At 73.6% G+C, this 15,363-nt stretch carries 14 protein-coding genes; 9 read left to right on the forward strand and 5 right to left on the reverse strand.

Annotated features, from left to right (window positions below):
* Window positions 1-27: 27 nt before the first annotated feature.
* The 3 genes from ACFVXJ_RS13900 to ACFVXJ_RS13910 all read right to left on the reverse strand — a co-directional run bounded on the left by ACFVXJ_RS13900 (window position 28) and on the right by ACFVXJ_RS13910 (window position 3,878).
* Window positions 28-450, reverse strand: coding sequence for an ATP-binding protein (locus ACFVXJ_RS13900; RefSeq protein ID WP_389661939.1), 423 nt, complete (start codon window positions 448-450; stop codon window positions 28-30).
* A gap of 150 nt (window positions 451-600) precedes the next feature.
* Window positions 601-2,343, reverse strand: a complete 1,743-nt coding sequence (locus ACFVXJ_RS13905; RefSeq protein WP_389661940.1) for a pyruvate dehydrogenase — start codon at window positions 2,341-2,343, stop codon at window positions 601-603.
* Between the two features lie 65 nt (window positions 2,344-2,408).
* The gene (locus ACFVXJ_RS13910) at window positions 2,409-3,878 is read right to left on the reverse strand and encodes a protein phosphatase 2C domain-containing protein (RefSeq protein WP_389661941.1); all 1,470 of its coding nucleotides are present in this window, start codon (window positions 3,876-3,878) and stop codon (window positions 2,409-2,411) included.
* A gap of 338 nt (window positions 3,879-4,216) precedes the next feature.
* Here ACFVXJ_RS13910 and ACFVXJ_RS13915 point away from each other — a divergent pair, with 338 nt between their 5' ends.
* The 4 genes from ACFVXJ_RS13915 (at window position 4,217) to ACFVXJ_RS13930 (ending at window position 7,674) form a co-directional block, all read left to right on the forward strand.
* On the forward strand, window positions 4,217-5,194 hold the full coding sequence (locus ACFVXJ_RS13915; protein ID WP_389662173.1) for a helix-turn-helix domain-containing protein: 978 nt from the start codon (window positions 4,217-4,219) through the stop codon (window positions 5,192-5,194).
* A gap of 24 nt (window positions 5,195-5,218) precedes the next feature.
* Window positions 5,219-5,701 (forward strand): DUF456 domain-containing protein, encoded by a 483-nt coding sequence (locus tag ACFVXJ_RS13920; RefSeq protein ID WP_389661942.1) that lies wholly within the window; start codon window positions 5,219-5,221, stop codon window positions 5,699-5,701.
* 168 nt (window positions 5,702-5,869) lie between these two features.
* Window positions 5,870-7,225: an AMP-binding protein gene (locus ACFVXJ_RS13925; RefSeq protein ID WP_389661943.1), complete on the forward strand. Its 1,356-nt coding sequence runs from the start codon at window positions 5,870-5,872 to the stop codon at window positions 7,223-7,225.
* 38 nt (window positions 7,226-7,263) lie between these two features.
* Window positions 7,264-7,674, forward strand: a complete 411-nt coding sequence (locus ACFVXJ_RS13930) for a PPOX class F420-dependent oxidoreductase (RefSeq protein WP_389661944.1) — start codon at window positions 7,264-7,266, stop codon at window positions 7,672-7,674.
* Window positions 7,675-7,878: 204 nt separating this feature from the next.
* On the opposite strand, the gene rsgA is transcribed toward ACFVXJ_RS13930, so the two are convergent.
* Complete coding sequence (rsgA, locus tag ACFVXJ_RS13935; protein WP_389661945.1) at window positions 7,879-9,000, reverse strand: ribosome small subunit-dependent GTPase A; 1,122 nt, start codon at window positions 8,998-9,000, stop codon at window positions 7,879-7,881.
* 265 nt (window positions 9,001-9,265) lie between these two features.
* Window positions 9,266-10,390, reverse strand: coding sequence for a YihY/virulence factor BrkB family protein (locus tag ACFVXJ_RS13940; RefSeq protein ID WP_389661946.1), 1,125 nt, complete (start codon window positions 10,388-10,390; stop codon window positions 9,266-9,268).
* A 17-nt stretch (window positions 10,391-10,407) separates the two neighbouring features.
* Here ACFVXJ_RS13940 and ACFVXJ_RS13945 point away from each other — a divergent pair, with 17 nt between their 5' ends.
* The 5 genes from ACFVXJ_RS13945 (at window position 10,408) to ACFVXJ_RS13965 (ending at window position 15,249) form a co-directional block, all read left to right on the forward strand.
* On the forward strand, window positions 10,408-12,051 hold the full coding sequence (locus tag ACFVXJ_RS13945) for an acyl-CoA dehydrogenase family protein (protein ID WP_389661947.1): 1,644 nt from the start codon (window positions 10,408-10,410) through the stop codon (window positions 12,049-12,051).
* 323 nt (window positions 12,052-12,374) lie between these two features.
* Window positions 12,375-13,649 (forward strand): GAF domain-containing protein, encoded by a 1,275-nt coding sequence (locus ACFVXJ_RS13950; protein WP_389662174.1) that lies wholly within the window; start codon window positions 12,375-12,377, stop codon window positions 13,647-13,649.
* Between the two features lie 13 nt (window positions 13,650-13,662).
* Complete coding sequence (locus ACFVXJ_RS13955) at window positions 13,663-14,226, forward strand: GNAT family N-acetyltransferase (RefSeq protein WP_389661948.1); 564 nt, start codon at window positions 13,663-13,665, stop codon at window positions 14,224-14,226.
* 98 nt (window positions 14,227-14,324) lie between these two features.
* The gene (locus ACFVXJ_RS13960; protein ID WP_389661949.1) at window positions 14,325-15,032 is read left to right on the forward strand and encodes a hypothetical protein; all 708 of its coding nucleotides are present in this window, start codon (window positions 14,325-14,327) and stop codon (window positions 15,030-15,032) included.
* A gap of 133 nt (window positions 15,033-15,165) precedes the next feature.
* Window positions 15,166-15,249 (forward strand): putative leader peptide, encoded by an 84-nt coding sequence (locus tag ACFVXJ_RS13965; RefSeq protein ID WP_312847410.1) that lies wholly within the window; start codon window positions 15,166-15,168, stop codon window positions 15,247-15,249.
* The last annotated feature ends 114 nt before the right edge of the window (window positions 15,250-15,363 follow it).

Here is a 15,363-nt window from a genome sequence, read left to right on the forward strand (position 1 = left end):
CGCGGTCGCGCGCACCCGGACCGGTCCTCAGGCGTCGAGTTCGAACCAGACCACCTTGCCCGCCCCCGGAGCCAGCGCGTCCACGCCCCAGTCGTCGGCCAGCGCCTGTACCAGCACCAGTCCCCTGCCGTGCGTACCGTCGTCGGCGGACGGTACGTGCGGGCGGGGCCGGCGGGCGGCGTAGTCGCGGACCTCGACCCGGAGCCGGGTGTCGGCGATGCACGCGGACACCTCCGCGCCCTGTTCGGTGTGGACGAGGGCGTTGGTGACGAGTTCGGTGATCAGCAGCTCCGCCACCTCGGTGGTGTCCGCCCGGCACCGGTGGCGCATCAACTCCCGCAGGGACCGGCGTACATCCCCCACGGCCTTCAGGTCCGCCCGGCGGACGCTGTGGACGATCTCCGGTGTGTCCACCGCCCCGCCGCCCTCGACGGACGGTTCACGCGGCACCGGCCGCCCTCTCCTCCAGTGCTTCCCGGTCTTCGCCCCCACCCGCACGGCGATGTACCTCCCCCGTAGTTCGCCTCTCCGAATCGACCCGCACTCTCGAACAGGTCTACGTGATGCATGCCCGCCGGGGCAATCCGCACTCCTGCGGGCTCAGGGGCGCGGCACGTTGCGCAGATTGGATCGCGCCATCTGAACCATCCGGCCGACTCCCCCGTCCAGCACGATCTTGCTGGCGGAAAGGGCGAAACCGGTGACCATTTCGGCGCTGATCCTCGGTGGAATCGACAGGGCGTTGGGGTCGGTCACGATGTCCACCAGAGCAGGCCCCTTGTGCCGGAAGGCGTCCTTCAAAGCCCCGGTGAGCTGCTTGGGCCTCTCCACGCGGACCCCGTAGGCGCCCGCCGCGCGGGCGATGGCGGAGAAATCCGGGTTCCGGTTCGTGGTCCCGTACGAAGGCAGGCCGGAAACCATCATTTCCAGCTCGACCATTCCGAGGGACGAGTTGTTGAAGAGGACCACTTTGACGGGCAGGTCGTACTGCACGAGGGTGAGGAAATCTCCCATCAGCATCGAGAATCCGCCGTCACCCGACATCGAGACCACTTGACGCCGGCGGTCGACGAACTGGGCTCCGATGGCCTGGGGAAGGGCGTTGGCCATGGAACCGTGGCTGAAGGAACCGATGATGCGCCGTTTGCCGTTCGGCGAAAGATAGCGCGCCGCCCACACGTTGCACATGCCCGTGTCCACGGTGAAGACGGCGTCGTCGTCGGCGAGTTCGTCGAGGACCGCGGCGACGTACTCGGGGTGGATGGGGGTGTGCTTCTCCACCTTGCGCGTGTACGCCTTGACCACGCCCTCCAGCGCGTCCGCGTGCTTCTTGAGCATCCGGTCCAGGAAGCGGCGGTCCGACTTGGCGCGCACGCGGGTGTTCAGCACCCGCAGGGTCTCCCGTACGTCGCCCCAGACGGCCAGGTCCAGCTGCGAGCGGCGGCCCAGGTGTTCGGGGCGGATGTCGACCTGGACGATCTTCACGTCGTCGGGGAGGAAGGCGTTGTACGGGAAGTCGGTGCCGAGCAGGATCAGCAGGTCGCACTCGTGGGTGGCCTCGTAGGCCGCGCCGTAGCCGAGCAGCCCGCTCATCCCCACGTCAAAGGGATTGTCGTACTGAATCCACTCTTTTCCGCGCAGCGCGTGCCCCACGGGCGCCTTGACCCGCTCGGCGAACTCCATGACCTCGGCGTGCGCCCCGGCGGTGCCGCTGCCGCAGAAGAGGGTGACCCGGTCCGCCTCGTCGATCAGCCGGACCAGCTTCTCGATCTCGCCGTCCCCGGGCCGTACGGTCGGCCGGGCGGTCACCAGGGCGTGCTCGACCGATTTCGCCGGGGCGGCGAGGGAGGCGATGTCGCCGGGCAGGGAGACGACCCCGACGCCACTGCGGCCGATGGCGTGCTGGATGGCGCTCTGCAGCACCCGGGGCATCTGTCGGGGATTGGAGATCAGCTCGCTGTAGTGGCTGCACTCGGTGAACAAGCGGTCGGGGTGGGTCTCCTGGAAGTACCCGAGTCCGATCTCGCCCGACGGGATGTGCGAGGCCAGCGCCAACACCGGGGCCATCGAGCGGTGGGCGTCGTACAGGCCGTTGATCAGGTGCAGGTTCCCGGGACCGCAGGAGCCGGCGCAGGCGGCGAGCCGCCCGGTGATCTGGGCCTCGGCGCCGGCGGCGAAGGCGGCCGTCTCCTCGTGACGGACCTGGATCCACTCGATTCCGTCGGTCCGGCGGATCGCGTCCACGATCGGGTTCAGGCTGTCGCCCACCACCCCGTACATCCGGCGCACGCCCGCGCGCACCAGGATGTCGACGAACTGCTCCGCCACGTTCTGCTTGGCCATGGAAGGGCGCCCTCTCCGGTTCGGCTCTGCCGGCTGCGCCTTCCATCCACCCACGAACCGCCCTCTTACGCCTCCCAGACCGCGGCGGCCGTCCGGTCGTCGGCATAGCCCTTGAGGCGGAGCTGGGCGTCCGCGAGGAACGCCGCGAGGCCGGGCGGCTCGCCCTGTGACCAGCGGGCGGCGAGTTCCGCGGGAAGCAGTCCCTCCTCGCGCATCGGAGCCGCGAGACCACCCGAGCAGAGCAGCAGGGTGTCGCCGGGCCGGGCCACGGACGCACGGAAGCGGAAGCCCCCGGCCGCGTCCACCGGAGGGTGCGCGGTGTCCTCCGGTTCCAGGTCCTGCCACTGGCCGGCCCGCAGCCGGAAGAACCCGCCCGCGCCCGCGCCGAAGCAGACCCGGGTGCGGCACCGCGGGTCCACCGGGAGCAGCAGCCCCCGCAGCCCGGCGGTGTAGCCCTCCTCCGCGAGTCCCAGCTCCGCCGCGCGCGCCCGCAGCCGGCCGTAGCCCCGGTCGGTGAGCCGCTGGAGTCCGGAGCGCAGGGCTTCGCGGCTGCCGGTCCGGATGTCCTCGGCCAGCCGCTGCCGGCTGCGCCCGACGGCCGCCGCGACGGTGTGGCACAGCTCGGCGGCGGCCTCCCGGGCCCCGGGCGCCGCCCGGTCCCCGCCCGCCAGGGCCACCAGGACCAAGGCGTCGTCCCCGCCGCCGAAGCGGGCGGTGAGCAGGAAGTCGCGGCGGGCCTCGCCGCGGAACCGGGCGGAGTCCCCGCGCAGTGAGGTGGCGCGCAAGGTGTAGGTGCCGTAGCGGGCCCCCTCCAGGACGGTGTCGGGGGTGAGGTCGCCCAGCCCGGCCGGGTCGGCCTCGGGCAACGCGCCCGGCTCGGCCGCGTAGGTCGGGGCGCGGTCGCCGAGGTGGCGTACGTCGGGGCGGCCGGCGGGGTCGGGCTCCGGCGGTTCGGCGGCGGTGGCGGTGCCGGTGGCGGCGGGGGGTCTCTGCGGGGCGTCGGCCGGGGCGTCCTCGGCCGGCGCGGGCCCCGCCGCGCCGGGCTCCCCACCGGGCGCGCCGCGCCGCCGCAGCCGGAGCCCGGGCGCGGCAGGCGGTACGGGTGCCGGGGGAGGTACGGATGCGGCCGGAGGTACAGGTGCCACCGGAGATGCGTGTGGCCCGGGGGGCTGCTGCGACGGGAGAGTCTGGGGCGGCGCGGGAGCTTCGGCTGCGGTCGGCGGCTCGGGTACGGCCGGGGGCTCGGGCGGCGCGGGGGGCACCGTGACCCGGCCCAGGGCGTAGCCGGTCGGACCGGGCCGGCGCGGGTCGGGCGGTGGCTCTTCGGCCGGGGGCGCGGGCTCCGCCTGACGGCGCTGTCCGGGCAGCAGGGGTCCGGGCGGGTGCGCCGGCGCGGCGGGGGCGTCCCCCTCCTTCACCAGCACCACCGCCGAGTGGAAGCGGTGGTCCAGCGTGTCCTCCGGATCGGGCTCGGGTGCCGCGCCCTGGTCCTCGTAGAGCTTCTGCCACCAGTCGTCCGCGCGCCGCTGACTCATGCCGCTATTCTCCGCCGCCGGCGGGGGCGGAAAACGCGGAACGCACGAAAGAGGCCCACCGGGCCGCCGCCCGGTGGACCCCTCGCGTTCCCGTCGTACGGGCCGGCGAATTCCGCCGTTCCGTTCGACCGTCCGGGGGTGCGGGCGCCGCCGCGACCGTAGGTCCGCCTCGGTGACGACGGCGGGCTCCCGCTCGGCGTGGGCTCGTGGCCTGCGACTGTTCTCTCGCGGTGTCCTCACCTTGGCAGAGGGCCGGGTGGTGCGGCGATGATGTCCGCGGCGGGTTCGCGCCGTGGCCGCTTCCCGCCAGGAACGGTACGAAGGGGTGGGTGGACGGGTTGCTGGGTGCGATAGGTCTGGACGAGGGGCAGGAGTCGGCGTACCGCGCGCTGGTGGCACTGGGCGCGGCGGAGGTGCCCGATCTCGCGCACCGGCTGTCCCTTCCCGTGCGGCAGACCGAGGGGGCGCTGCGGCACCTGGAGCGCCACGGCCTCGCGGCGCAGTCCTCGGCCCGTCCCGGGCGCTGGGTGGCGGCCCCGCCCGGCGTGGCCTTGGGGGCCTTGCTGACCCAACAGCGACACGAGTTGGAGCGGGCCGAGCTGGCGGCGACGCTGCTGGCGCAGGAGTACCGGGCGGAGGCCGCCGAGCCGGCGGTCCACGACCTGGTGGAGGTGGTGACGGGCGCGAGCGCGATCGCCCACCGCTTCGTGCAGCTCCAACTGGGGGCGGTGGAAGAGGTGTGCGCGCTGGTCGACAGTCGCCCGGAGGTGGTGACGGGCGCGGAGAACGAGGCGGAGGAGCGGGCCGTCGTACGGGGCGTCGGCTACCGGGTCGTCATCGAACGGGAGGTGCTGACCCAGCCGACGGGCATCCGCGAGGCGACGACCGCGCTGGCGCGCGGCGAGCACGTCCGGGTCACGCCGCGGGTCCCGACGAAGCTGATCATCGCGGACCGGAGTCTGGCGATGGTGCCGCTGACGGCGCCGGGCGCGGAGCCGACGGCCCTGGTGGTGCACGCCTCCGGGCTGCTGCACTCCCTGTCGGGCCTGTTCGAGGCGGTGTGGCGGGAGGCGCTCCCGCTGCGGCTGGGCGCGACGGGTTCGGCGGAGCAGTCCGCGGACACCCCCGACGCCACCGACCTGGAGATCCTGAGCCTGCTGCTGGCCGGGATGACGGACGCGAGCGTGGCCAAGCACCTGGAGCTGGGCCTGCGCACGGTGCAGCGGCGGGTCAAGGGGCTGATGGAGCTGGCCGGGGTGACGACACGGCTGCAGCTGGGGTGGTACGCGTACGAGCGGGGCTGGGTGGCCCGATAGGGCGGGGTCGGTCACGCTGGGCAGATGGATCTGCCTCAGCTACTCCTGGTGGGGCTGGTGTTGCTGCTCGGACTGCTGGGGGTGATGGTGCCTGGCATCCCGGGGACCTGGCTGGTGTGGGCCGGGGTGCTGTGGTGGGCCCTGCACGAGCGCTCGTCGACCGCGTGGGTCCTGCTGGTGGCGGCGACGGGGTTGCTGCTGGTGGTGCAGGTGGTGATCTGGCTCCTGCCGCCGCGCCGGCTGCGGGGCATGGGCATCCACCGCCGGATGGTGGTCTACGCGGGCGTAGGCGCAGTGCTGGGCTTCGTCCTGATCCCGGTCGTGGGAGCCGTCCCGGGCTTCGTGGGCGGCGCCTACCTGAGCGAGCGCCTGCGCCTGGGCTCCCACGGCGAGGCCCGCGCCTCGGTCCGCGCGGTGATGCGCGCGGTGGGGACGAGCGTGCTGGTGGAACTGCTGGCCTGCCTGATCGTGACGGCGGCCTGGCTGGGCGCGGTCCTGGCGGCGTAGCGGCGTGCCTCGACTCCGGTCGGCCACGCCCGTTGGAGCTTCCGCCGACGGGCGGTGGCGTCGGTGGTGCGGACGGCGCATTGCGGGCCGTGGGGCGGCGGGATTGGATGTGGGACCGACAGGTACGGCGGAACCCGCCGGAGACGGAGCCGGTACCGAAGGAAGCGCATGGCATCCCTGCTCGCCGGCTGCACGCCCTGGCCCGAGGAGTTCGTCGACCGCTACTGGGCGGCGGGGCACTGGCGCGGGTACACGTTGGACAATTTGATGCGCGATTGGGCCCGGCGGTACGGGACACGGACCGCGCTCGTGCACAGCGACGCACGCCTCACGTACGCGGCCCTGAACCGGCGCGTGGAGCGGATGGCCGCCGGGTTCCGGCTGCGGGGCCCGCGGTCCGGACAGCGGGTCGTCCTCCAGTTGCCGAACGTCCCCGAATCCGTCGTCTCCTTGTTCGCGCTGATCCGCGCCGGCCTGGTCCCCGTGGTGTGCCCGGTCTCCTACCGGGCGCCCGCGATCTCCCACCTCGTACGGGTCACGCAGGCGGTCGGCTACGTCGGCCCCTCGACGTACCGGGGCTTCGACCACACGGCGATGGTCGCGGACATCGCCGCCCAAGGACCCTTCCTGCGGCGGGTGTTCACCCTTGAGGCGCCGGGCGCCGGGTCCCCGTGCGGCGGGCTGACGACCGACCCGTCGGGCTGCCAGCACAGCCCGCTGGGCTCCATCGACGCGCCGCCCGACGCGCCGCTCGCGCAGGGCGCCGACCAGGTGGCGTTCCTCCTGCCCTCGGGTGACACCGGCGCCGCGCCGCTGCTCGTCCCGCGCACCCACGACGACTACGCCTACCAGGTGCGGGCCGCCGCCGAGTCGGTGTCGCTCACCGAGGACGACGTGTACCTCGCGGTGCCGTCCGTCGAGTCCACCTTCACCCTCGGCGGTCCGGGCATCGTCGGCACCCTCTCCGTCGGCGGCACCGTCGTGCTGGTCGAGGACGCGGGACCGGTCGTGTGTCTGCCGGTCATCGGGCGGGAGCGGGTCACCGTCACGTCGGTGACGCCGGCCGTCGCCCGGCACTGGCTCGACGTCCTCCCCACGATGGAGGCCGACGTGAGCAGTCTGCGTCTGGTCCAGATCGGCGGCGCGCCCGTGGACCGGGCGACCGCCGAACGGATGGCGGCCACGTGGGGCTGTCGCCCGCAGCAGGTCTTCGGCCGGCCCGAGGGGCCGCTCACGCTCACCCGGCGCGCCGATCCGGACGAGACCGTATTCACCACGCACGGCCGCCCGCTCTCGCCCGACGACGAGATCCGGGTGGTCGACGCCCACGGCAGGGACGTGCCCGACGGGGAACCCGGGGAGCTCCTGGTCCGCGGTCCTTACACCCCGCGCGGCTACTACCGGGCGCCCGAGCACAACGCGCGCGTCTTCACCGCCGACGGCCGGCTCCGCACCGGCGACCTCGCGCGGCGAACCCCGGACGGCGACCTGGTCGTCACCGGCCGTCTCGCGGACGGCGTGTGACGAGCGGGTTCCCGGGGGCGGGGTGCGAGGCTGCCGGTATGACGACGGCATTCGAGGGTTTCAGCGAGGCGGAACTGTCATACCTCCGCTCGCAGCGGCTGGGCCGGCTGGCGACGGTGGACCCGGCCGGGCAGCCGCAGGCGAACCCGGTGGGGTTCTTCCCGCAGGAGGACGGCACGATCCTGGTCGGCGGGGCGTCGATGGGCACGACGAAGAAGTGGCGCAACCTCAAGGCCAACCCGAGGCTGTCGCTGGTCGTCGACGACCTGGTGAGCACCCGCCCGTGGCGCGTCCGCGGCATCGAGATCCGCGGCCACGCCACGCTGGAGGTCGGCACCCACGCCCTGGGCCCCCACTTCAGCCCCGAGGTCATCCGCATCCACCCGACCCGCGTCGTCACCTGGGGCCTGGACGAGACGGAAGCCACCTCCGGCCCCGCCGGCGCTTGAGGCACCGGGTCCGGCAAACCAGCCCCGCCGGCGTTTGAGGCGCGGGGCCACATCCAGCCCCGCCGGCGTTTGAGGCGCGGGGCCCGGGGCGGAGCCCCGGAAAGCCCGGCGCGGCCGGGGCCGCGCAGCGCGACGGCGCCGCGGACGAACCGCACCGGCCCCGCCCCGACTTCGGCCCCGGCCCGACCCCAGTCGCCCGGGCCGTCAGACCCGCCCGCCCCGCTTCGCGGAATAGTTGGCCCGGCCCTCGGCCGACTTCAGCCGCCAGTCCCGCCGGATCTCCGACCGCAGCCTCGCGTCCGTCTTCGCCACGATCCGCTGGTTCTCCCGCAGCAGCTTCCGGTAGCTCTCCAGCCGCCGCTCCGCCAGCGCCCCCGACTCCACCGCCGCCAACACCGCGCACCCCGGCTCCGCGACGTGCGCGCAGTCGTGGAAACGGCAGTCGGCGGCGTAGTCCTCGATCTCCGAGAACACCTGCCCGACGCCCGCCGCCGCGTCCCAGAGCCCGACACCCCGCAGCCCCGGGGTGTCGATCAGCACGCCCCCGCCCGGCAGCGCCAGCAGGTTGCGCGTCGTCGTGGTGTGCCGGCCCTTGCCGTCGACCTCGCGGGCCTCCCGCACCTCCATGACGTCGGCCCCGAGCAGCGCGTTGGCCAGCGTCGACTTCCCGGCGCCGGAGACGCCCAGCAGGACGCTCGTGCCGCCCGACGCCACCGCCGCCAGCACGTCCGTGCCCTCCCCGGTCAGGGCGGACACCGTCAGTACGGGCACGCCCGGGGCGGCGGTCTCCACGTCCCGGACGAGGTGGGCGAGCACCGTCGGGTCCGCCACGAGGTCCGCCTTGGTCAGGACGACCAGCGGCTGCGCGCCCGACTCCCAGGCGAGCGCCAGGAAGCGCTCGATCCGGCCCAGGTCGAGCTCCACGGCCAGGGATACCGCGATGACGGCGTGGTCGACGTTCGCGGCGAGGATCTGCCCCTCGGAGCGTTGCGAGGAGGTGGACCGTACGAAGGCGGTCCGGCGCGGCAGGTACGCCTTGACGTAGCGGGGGTTTCCGGTCGGTTCGACGGCGGCCCAGTCGCCCGTGCAGACGACCCGCAGCGGGTCGTGCGGGGTGACGAAGGCGGTGTCGGCGCGGACGACGCCGTCCGCGGTCATGACGTCGCACTGGCCCCGGTCGACCCGTACGACCCGGCCGGGCAGCAGGCCCCGCGCCTCGTACGGGGCGAACGCGGCCGCCCACGCGTCGTCCCAGCCGAATGCGGCGAGGGGGTGCGTCGCGGCGGAAGCGTGCGTGGAAGAAGAACCAGAAGAGGAGAAAGACAAGGGGAACCCTTCACAGGGTGGCCCCGGCAGCGCGCGCTCGACGGCGCGCGGAGAGGTGTGTGGTCAGCCGGAGGCCACGGGGGTGGCATTGACGGTCTTCCGAGTGCGGGCAGCGCCCTGCGTCACGACAGTCATCAATGGACTCACCTCCGGGTCATGCACGAACTGGCCGTTCCCCCGGCCGAGCGGCGGGAACGGGCTCACCGTAACAACGCCGCTTCCGTCAACGCCAACTCTTTTCCGGCCCGTTCGCACGGGACGGCCGTCAGTGCTTGCGCAGGCGCGCCGAATAGTCGTCGGGCGGCAGGAAGTTCGACCAGCGTTCGGGGAACTCCGAGGGCATTCCGGCGTCCTCGTCGTCCTCGGACTCCCCCTCGGCCAGCGCCCGCCAGGCCGCCGCCCGCGCCACCAGCCGGGCCGCCTCCGCCTCCCGCACCCGTTCGTTCGCCTCGCGCGCCGCCGCCGTGGCCAGCGAGGGCCAGACGCGGTCGATGGCGGCGTTGACCGCCGCGCCGACGAGTACGGCGAAGGCCGAGACGCCGATCCACAGCAGCACGGCCACGGGCGCGGCCAGGGAGCCGTAGATCGTCGGCCCCTCGACGGCGTTGGTCAGGTAGATCCGCAGCAGGAACGAGCCGAGCACCCACATGGCGAGGGCGACGAGCGCGCCGGGCACGTCCTCGATCCACGGGGAGCGCACGGGAACGGAGACGTGGTAGAGCGTCGTCAGGAAGGCGATCGAGAGCAGCGTGACGATCGGCCAGTACAGCACCGCGATCACTTCCGTGCTCCAGGGCACCCACCTCACCACGGCGTCGGGGCCCGCCACCATCAGCGGCAGCACGATCGCGCCGATCACGAGGGCGACCACGTACAGCAGGAAGGCCAGCAGCCGGGTCTTGACGATGCCGCGCTGTCCGTCGAGGCCGTACATCACGGTGATGGTGTCGATGAAGACGTTGACGGCGCGCGAACCCGACCACAGGGCGAAGGCGAAGCCGATGGAGATGAGGTCGGGCCGGCCGCCGCGGGTCACGTCGTCGAGCATCGGTCGCGCGATCTCGTTGACGCCCCGGTCGGACAGGACGGTGCCGACCGCCCGCAGGATGTTCTCCTCGATGCTGGCGACGAAGGTGCCGCCCGTCCAGCCGTCCACGTACCCGAGCAGGCCCAGGAGACCGACGAAGAGCGGCGGGAGCGAGAGGAGGGTGAAGAAGGCCGCTTCGGCGGCCAGACCGAGGATGCGGTACTCGACGCACGAGTTGACGGTGTCCTTGAGCAGCAGCCAGCCCATCTTGCGCTTGGACACGTTGCGGTAGAGCGCGCGGGCCCGGTGGAGCCGTCCCGGCCGCCCTGGGATCCGCTCGGGTGTTTCTTTTGCTGGCTGCACGTCCTTACGGTATCCGCATGGCAGCCACCACCCACACAGTGACCAATCAGGCCCCGCCCCTTGTGGGCTACGACGCCTACTCCGGCGACCGGGCCCTGACCGAGGGCATCGAGCGGCACCTGGCGGAGGCGCCCCGCGCGCTCCTCGGGGAGGTACGGGAGGAACTCACCTCCCTGGGGCTCGCGACGGGCTCGGAGCAGGCCCAGCACTGGGGGGTGCAGGCGAACGCGAACCCGCCCCAGTTGCGGACGCACGACCGGTTCGGGAACCGGATCGACGAGGTCGAGTTCCACCCGGCGTGGCACCGGCTGCTGGGTCACGCGGTGACGTCGGGGTTGACGGACGCGTGGGGGCGCCCGGCCGGGCATCTGCGCCGCGCGGCGGGATTCTTCCTGTGGTCGCAGGCCGAGGCGGGGCACGGCTGCCCGGTCTCGATGACGCACGCCGCGGTGCCGGCGCTGCGCACGGACCCGGAGCTGGCCGCCGAGTGGGAGCCCCGGTTGACCTCGCACGTGTACGAGGAGGGGTTGCGGCCGCCCGGGCGGAAGGCCGGCGTGCTGTTCGGGATGGGCATGACGGAGAAGCAGGGCGGCAGCGACGTCCGGGCGAACACGACGGTGGCGAAGCCGCTGGACGCGTCCGGCGAGTACCTGCTGACCGGGCACAAGTGGTTCTGCTCGGCCCCGATGTCGGACGGCTTCCTGGTGCTGGCGCAGGCTCCCGGGGGGCTGACCTGCTTCCTGGTGCCGCGGGTGCTGCCGGACGCGACCCGCAACGCGTTCGCGATCCAGCGGCTCAAGGACAAGTTGGGGAACAGGTCGAACGCGTCGAGCGAGGTGGAGTTCGACGGGACGTGGGGGCGCCGGGTCGGTGAGGAGGGCCGGGGGGTGCGGACCATCATCGAGATGGTCGCGGCGACCCGGCTGGATTGTGTGATCGGTTCGGCGTCGCTGATGCGCCAGGCGTTGACGCAGGCCGTCCACCACGCGGAGCACCGCTCCGCTTTCGGAGCACGGCTCATCGAGCAGCCGCTGATGCGCAACGTCCTGGCCGACCTCGCCCTGGAGTCCGAGGCCGCGACCGTACTGACGCTGCGCCTGGCGGCCGCCTACGACGCCGGTACGGAGCAGGAGCGGGCCTTCCTGCGCCTCGCGGTGCCGGCGGCCAAGTACTGGGTGACCAAGCGGTGTACGCCGATGGTGGCGGAGGCGTTGGAGTGTCTGGGCGGCAACGGCTACGTCGAGGAGTCGGGCCTGCCGCGCCTGCTGCGCGAGTCCCCGCTCAACTCGATCTGGGAGGGGTCGGGCAACGTCCAGGCGCTGGACGTGCTGCGCGCGCTGCAACGGGAGCCGCAGGCGCTGAACGCGTTCCTCCAGGAGGTCGGACTGGCCCGGGGCGCCGATCACCGGCTGGATTCGGCCATCAAGGACCTGCTGACGGACCTCGCGGATCTGGCGGGCATCGAGGCCCGGGCCCGGCGGGTCGTGGAGCGGATGGCCCTGGTGCTCCAGGGCTCGCTGCTGGTGCGGTGGGCTCCGGCGCAGGTCGCGGACGCGTTCTGCGCGTCGCGTCTCGGCGGCGACTGGGGGTCGGCCTTCGGCACGCTGCCGTACGGCCTGGACCTGCGAGCGGTGGTGGAACGGGCCCGGATCGCCGGCTAGGAACGGTCCCCAAACCGCTCCCCGCCCGGATCCGTGCCCGCCGACCCGAGACCGGGGGCGGCGCCGCGCCGACTCGGCGCCGCCCCTGGTCCGAGAAGCCCCGAGGAAGGAGCTGTCACGCCGCTCGGCGGCGTGCCGATAGTTTCGGTCGGGCGACCGGAGGTTGGCGAGGGTTGCAGACCGTTGCAACCCTTCACCCGTCGAACCGGTCGAACCAGTCACGCGGTCAGCGCCGTCACACGGCCGGCGCCTCGACTGTCCACGGGGAGGTTCCGGTGTCCGACACCGCAGGCAGCACGGTCGATGTGGCGCGCATCTCCGCCATGGACGCGCGTGCGGCGGCGCGTCTGCTCAAGGGGGTACGGGCGGCGGCGCTGGCCGGTGACCGGCTGCCGGCCGCCCCGCGCCCGGAGATCGCCGAGTCCTGGCGGCGGATGCTGGCCGGCGGGGTGCACCCGGACCGGGACGCGCGCTCGCGGCTGCTGTCTGCCGCCGAGACGGAGGAGCGGCGGCAGGTGTCGCCGCTGCGGGAGGTCCTCCCGGTGCTGCGCGAGGGCCTGCTGCCCGCGTTGGACGAGGCCCTGCACATCATGGTCGTCGCGGACGCGGACGGGCGGCTGTTGTGGCGGGAGGGGCACGCCTCCATCCTGCGCCGGGCCGACCGGTTGGGGTTCGCGGTGGGCGCCGACTGGGCGGAGGCGGTGGTCGGCACCAATGGGGTCGGCACCTCCCTGGTGACCCGCAGGCCGGTCCAGGTGTTCTCGGCGGAGCACTTCGTCTCCAGCCACCACGACTGGACCTGCGCGGGCGCCCCGGTACGCGACCCCCGGGACGGTCGGCTGCTGGGGGTGGTCGACGTCAGCGGCCCGCTGGCCACCATGCACCCGGCGACTCTTGCCTGGGTGACCTCGGTGGCCCGGCTCGCCGAGCGGGAGCTGCGGATCCGGCACCTGGAGTCCCTGGAACGGCTGCGGACGGTCGCGGCCCCGCTGCTGGCGCGGCTGCCGGGCCGCGCGCTGGCCGTGGACCCGCAGGGTTGGACGGCCGCCGTGACCGGGCTGGCCCCGGCGGACCGGATTCAGCTGCCGAAGGGGTTCGGGCCGGGCCGGGTGTGGGTGCCGCAGCTCGGCCACTGCGCGGTGGAGCCGCTGCCGGGCGGTTGGCTGCTCCGGGTCGAGGAGTCCCGCACCGGCTCCGGCGCGGCGAGCCGGGTGGTCCTGGACCTGAGCCGGGCCGGCTCGTGGTCGGCGACCGTGTACGGGGCGGCGGGCAGCTGGTCCCTGGAGCTGAGTCCGCGCCACGCCGAGCTGCTGTTCCTGCTGGCGGAGAGCCCGGGCGGGCGCTCGGCGGCGGAACTCGCGGCCGAGCTGTTCGGGGACCCGAGCCGGACGGTGACGGTCCGCGCGGAGATGTCCCGGGTGCGCCGGAACCTCGCCGGGGTGTTGACGCACCGGCCGTACCGCTTCGCGCAGGACGTGGAGGTGGAGCTGATCCGTCCGGCGGTCGCCGCGCAGTTGCTGCCGCATTCCACGGCGCCGGCGGTGGTCAGGGCCCGTCTGGGCGGGTCGGGCGCCCGGGGGGCCGCGGACGGCATGTGATTCCCTGGCCCGCATGAGCACGTTCACGCTGACCACCTGGTCCCTGGAAATGACCTCGCCCGACGACCTCGCGCCGGCGGCCGTACCCGGCCCGGAGATCACGATCGCCCGGGCCGAAGTGCCCTCGCCCGAGTTCAGCCGGTTCCTCTACACCTCGGTGGGCGGGGACATCCACTGGACGGACCGCCTTGCGTTGACCCGCGCCGAGTGGGTGGAGCGGTTGGAGCGGCCCGGGGTGGAGACGTGGGTGGCGTACGACCGCGGGACGCCGGCGGGGTACGTGGAACTCGACCCGCAGCCGGACGGGGTGGTGGAGATCATGTACTTCGGTCTCCTGCCGGACTTCCGCGGCCGCCGGATCGGGGGGCACCTGCTGGCGGTCGGCACGGCCCGCGCGTGGGATCTCGCGCAGCGGTGGCCGGATCTGGCGCCCACCCGCCGGGTCTGGGTGCACACCTGTAGCCAGGACGGCCCGACGGCGATGGACACCTACCTGCGGCGCGGCTTCAAGGTCTTCAAGACGGAGACCGAAGAGAAGCGCTCCACCCCGACCCCGGGCCCCTGGCCGGGCGCGTAGCCCTGACCGGGGGGGTACGCGCGCGGGTTGGCGTGGCGCCGGGGCGGCGGCCCCCGCGCCGGCGCATGCTGGACCTCCGTCGAACGTAGGCGAGGGTCATGATTGCCGCACGTCCACCAGAGCCGGCCGACGAAGACGGCGAGCCCTCCCGGGGTGCGCAACGGCGTGCCTCCGCCCCCGGCCGCCGACGCGGGTTGCTCGCCCGCCTGTACAGCTGGCAGGGCCTGCTGGGCGCCCTGATCACCGCCGTGGCCGCGGTCGTCGTGGCGCTCATCGCCCGGACACCAGAGGCGCCGCACCCCCCGCCCACCCCTTCTCCGGCCACCGCCTCCCCGACCACTCCTCCTCCGGTGGCGGGGCCCGTGGTGGGCATCCATCTGACCCGGGAGCACGACGATCCCGCCGCGCCCGCGCCGGCCGTCCTCGTCGACTTCGAGGGAACGGTCACCGGGCTCGATCCCGGTTCGACGGTCTTCGCACTGGTCCGACGGCCCGATGAGCGTTCGAGCTGGCCGGCCGCCCTCGCCGAGGTCGACCGGCGCGACGGAACGTGGAAGGCCGTCGTCCACGTGCCGCGCCCGCAGCCCCCGCTGGTCATGACGGCCGGGGTGATCTCCAGCGATTTCGGTGCCGCGCAGCCGCCTGGCGTCGTCCCACCCCCCTCCGTGGCCGCCCCGTCCCCCGGGGGCCCGGAGCTTGAGAGACTCCAGGAGGACGGGCCCGCGGCGGCCGGTGTCGAGACTTCGGCGCCCTTCCGGTCCGTCGCGCCCGAAACGCCCCGGCCGGCGGCTTCGGTGCCCCGGTGACCGGAAACGGGCCCCGGCGCGCCAGGGCCCGTCAATCGTGACGCACGTCACGCTATTCCACGATCCGAGACGACTTCGTCCGCATCGTGGACACTAGTGGACTCCTCCAATCGCGCCATGCCACGCTTCCGCCATGAATGGAGCTGGAATTGCCTTGGTGAGTCGGCGGCACGTCGACCTCGGCCGCATGTCCAGCGCCATCTGTCCGGCGCGCTGACGGAACCAGCAACCGCCGCACATCGCCGCCGTCCCCGTTGCCGCGGACGCGTCGACCCCGAGGCCGCACGGCCTCCGCAAGCCCCCTGACGGCTGAAATCCGCCCTGCCCACCG

It is taken from the genome of Streptomyces sp. NPDC058279, assembly GCF_042881255.1.
Taxonomy (GTDB): domain Bacteria; phylum Actinomycetota; class Actinomycetes; order Streptomycetales; family Streptomycetaceae; genus Streptomyces.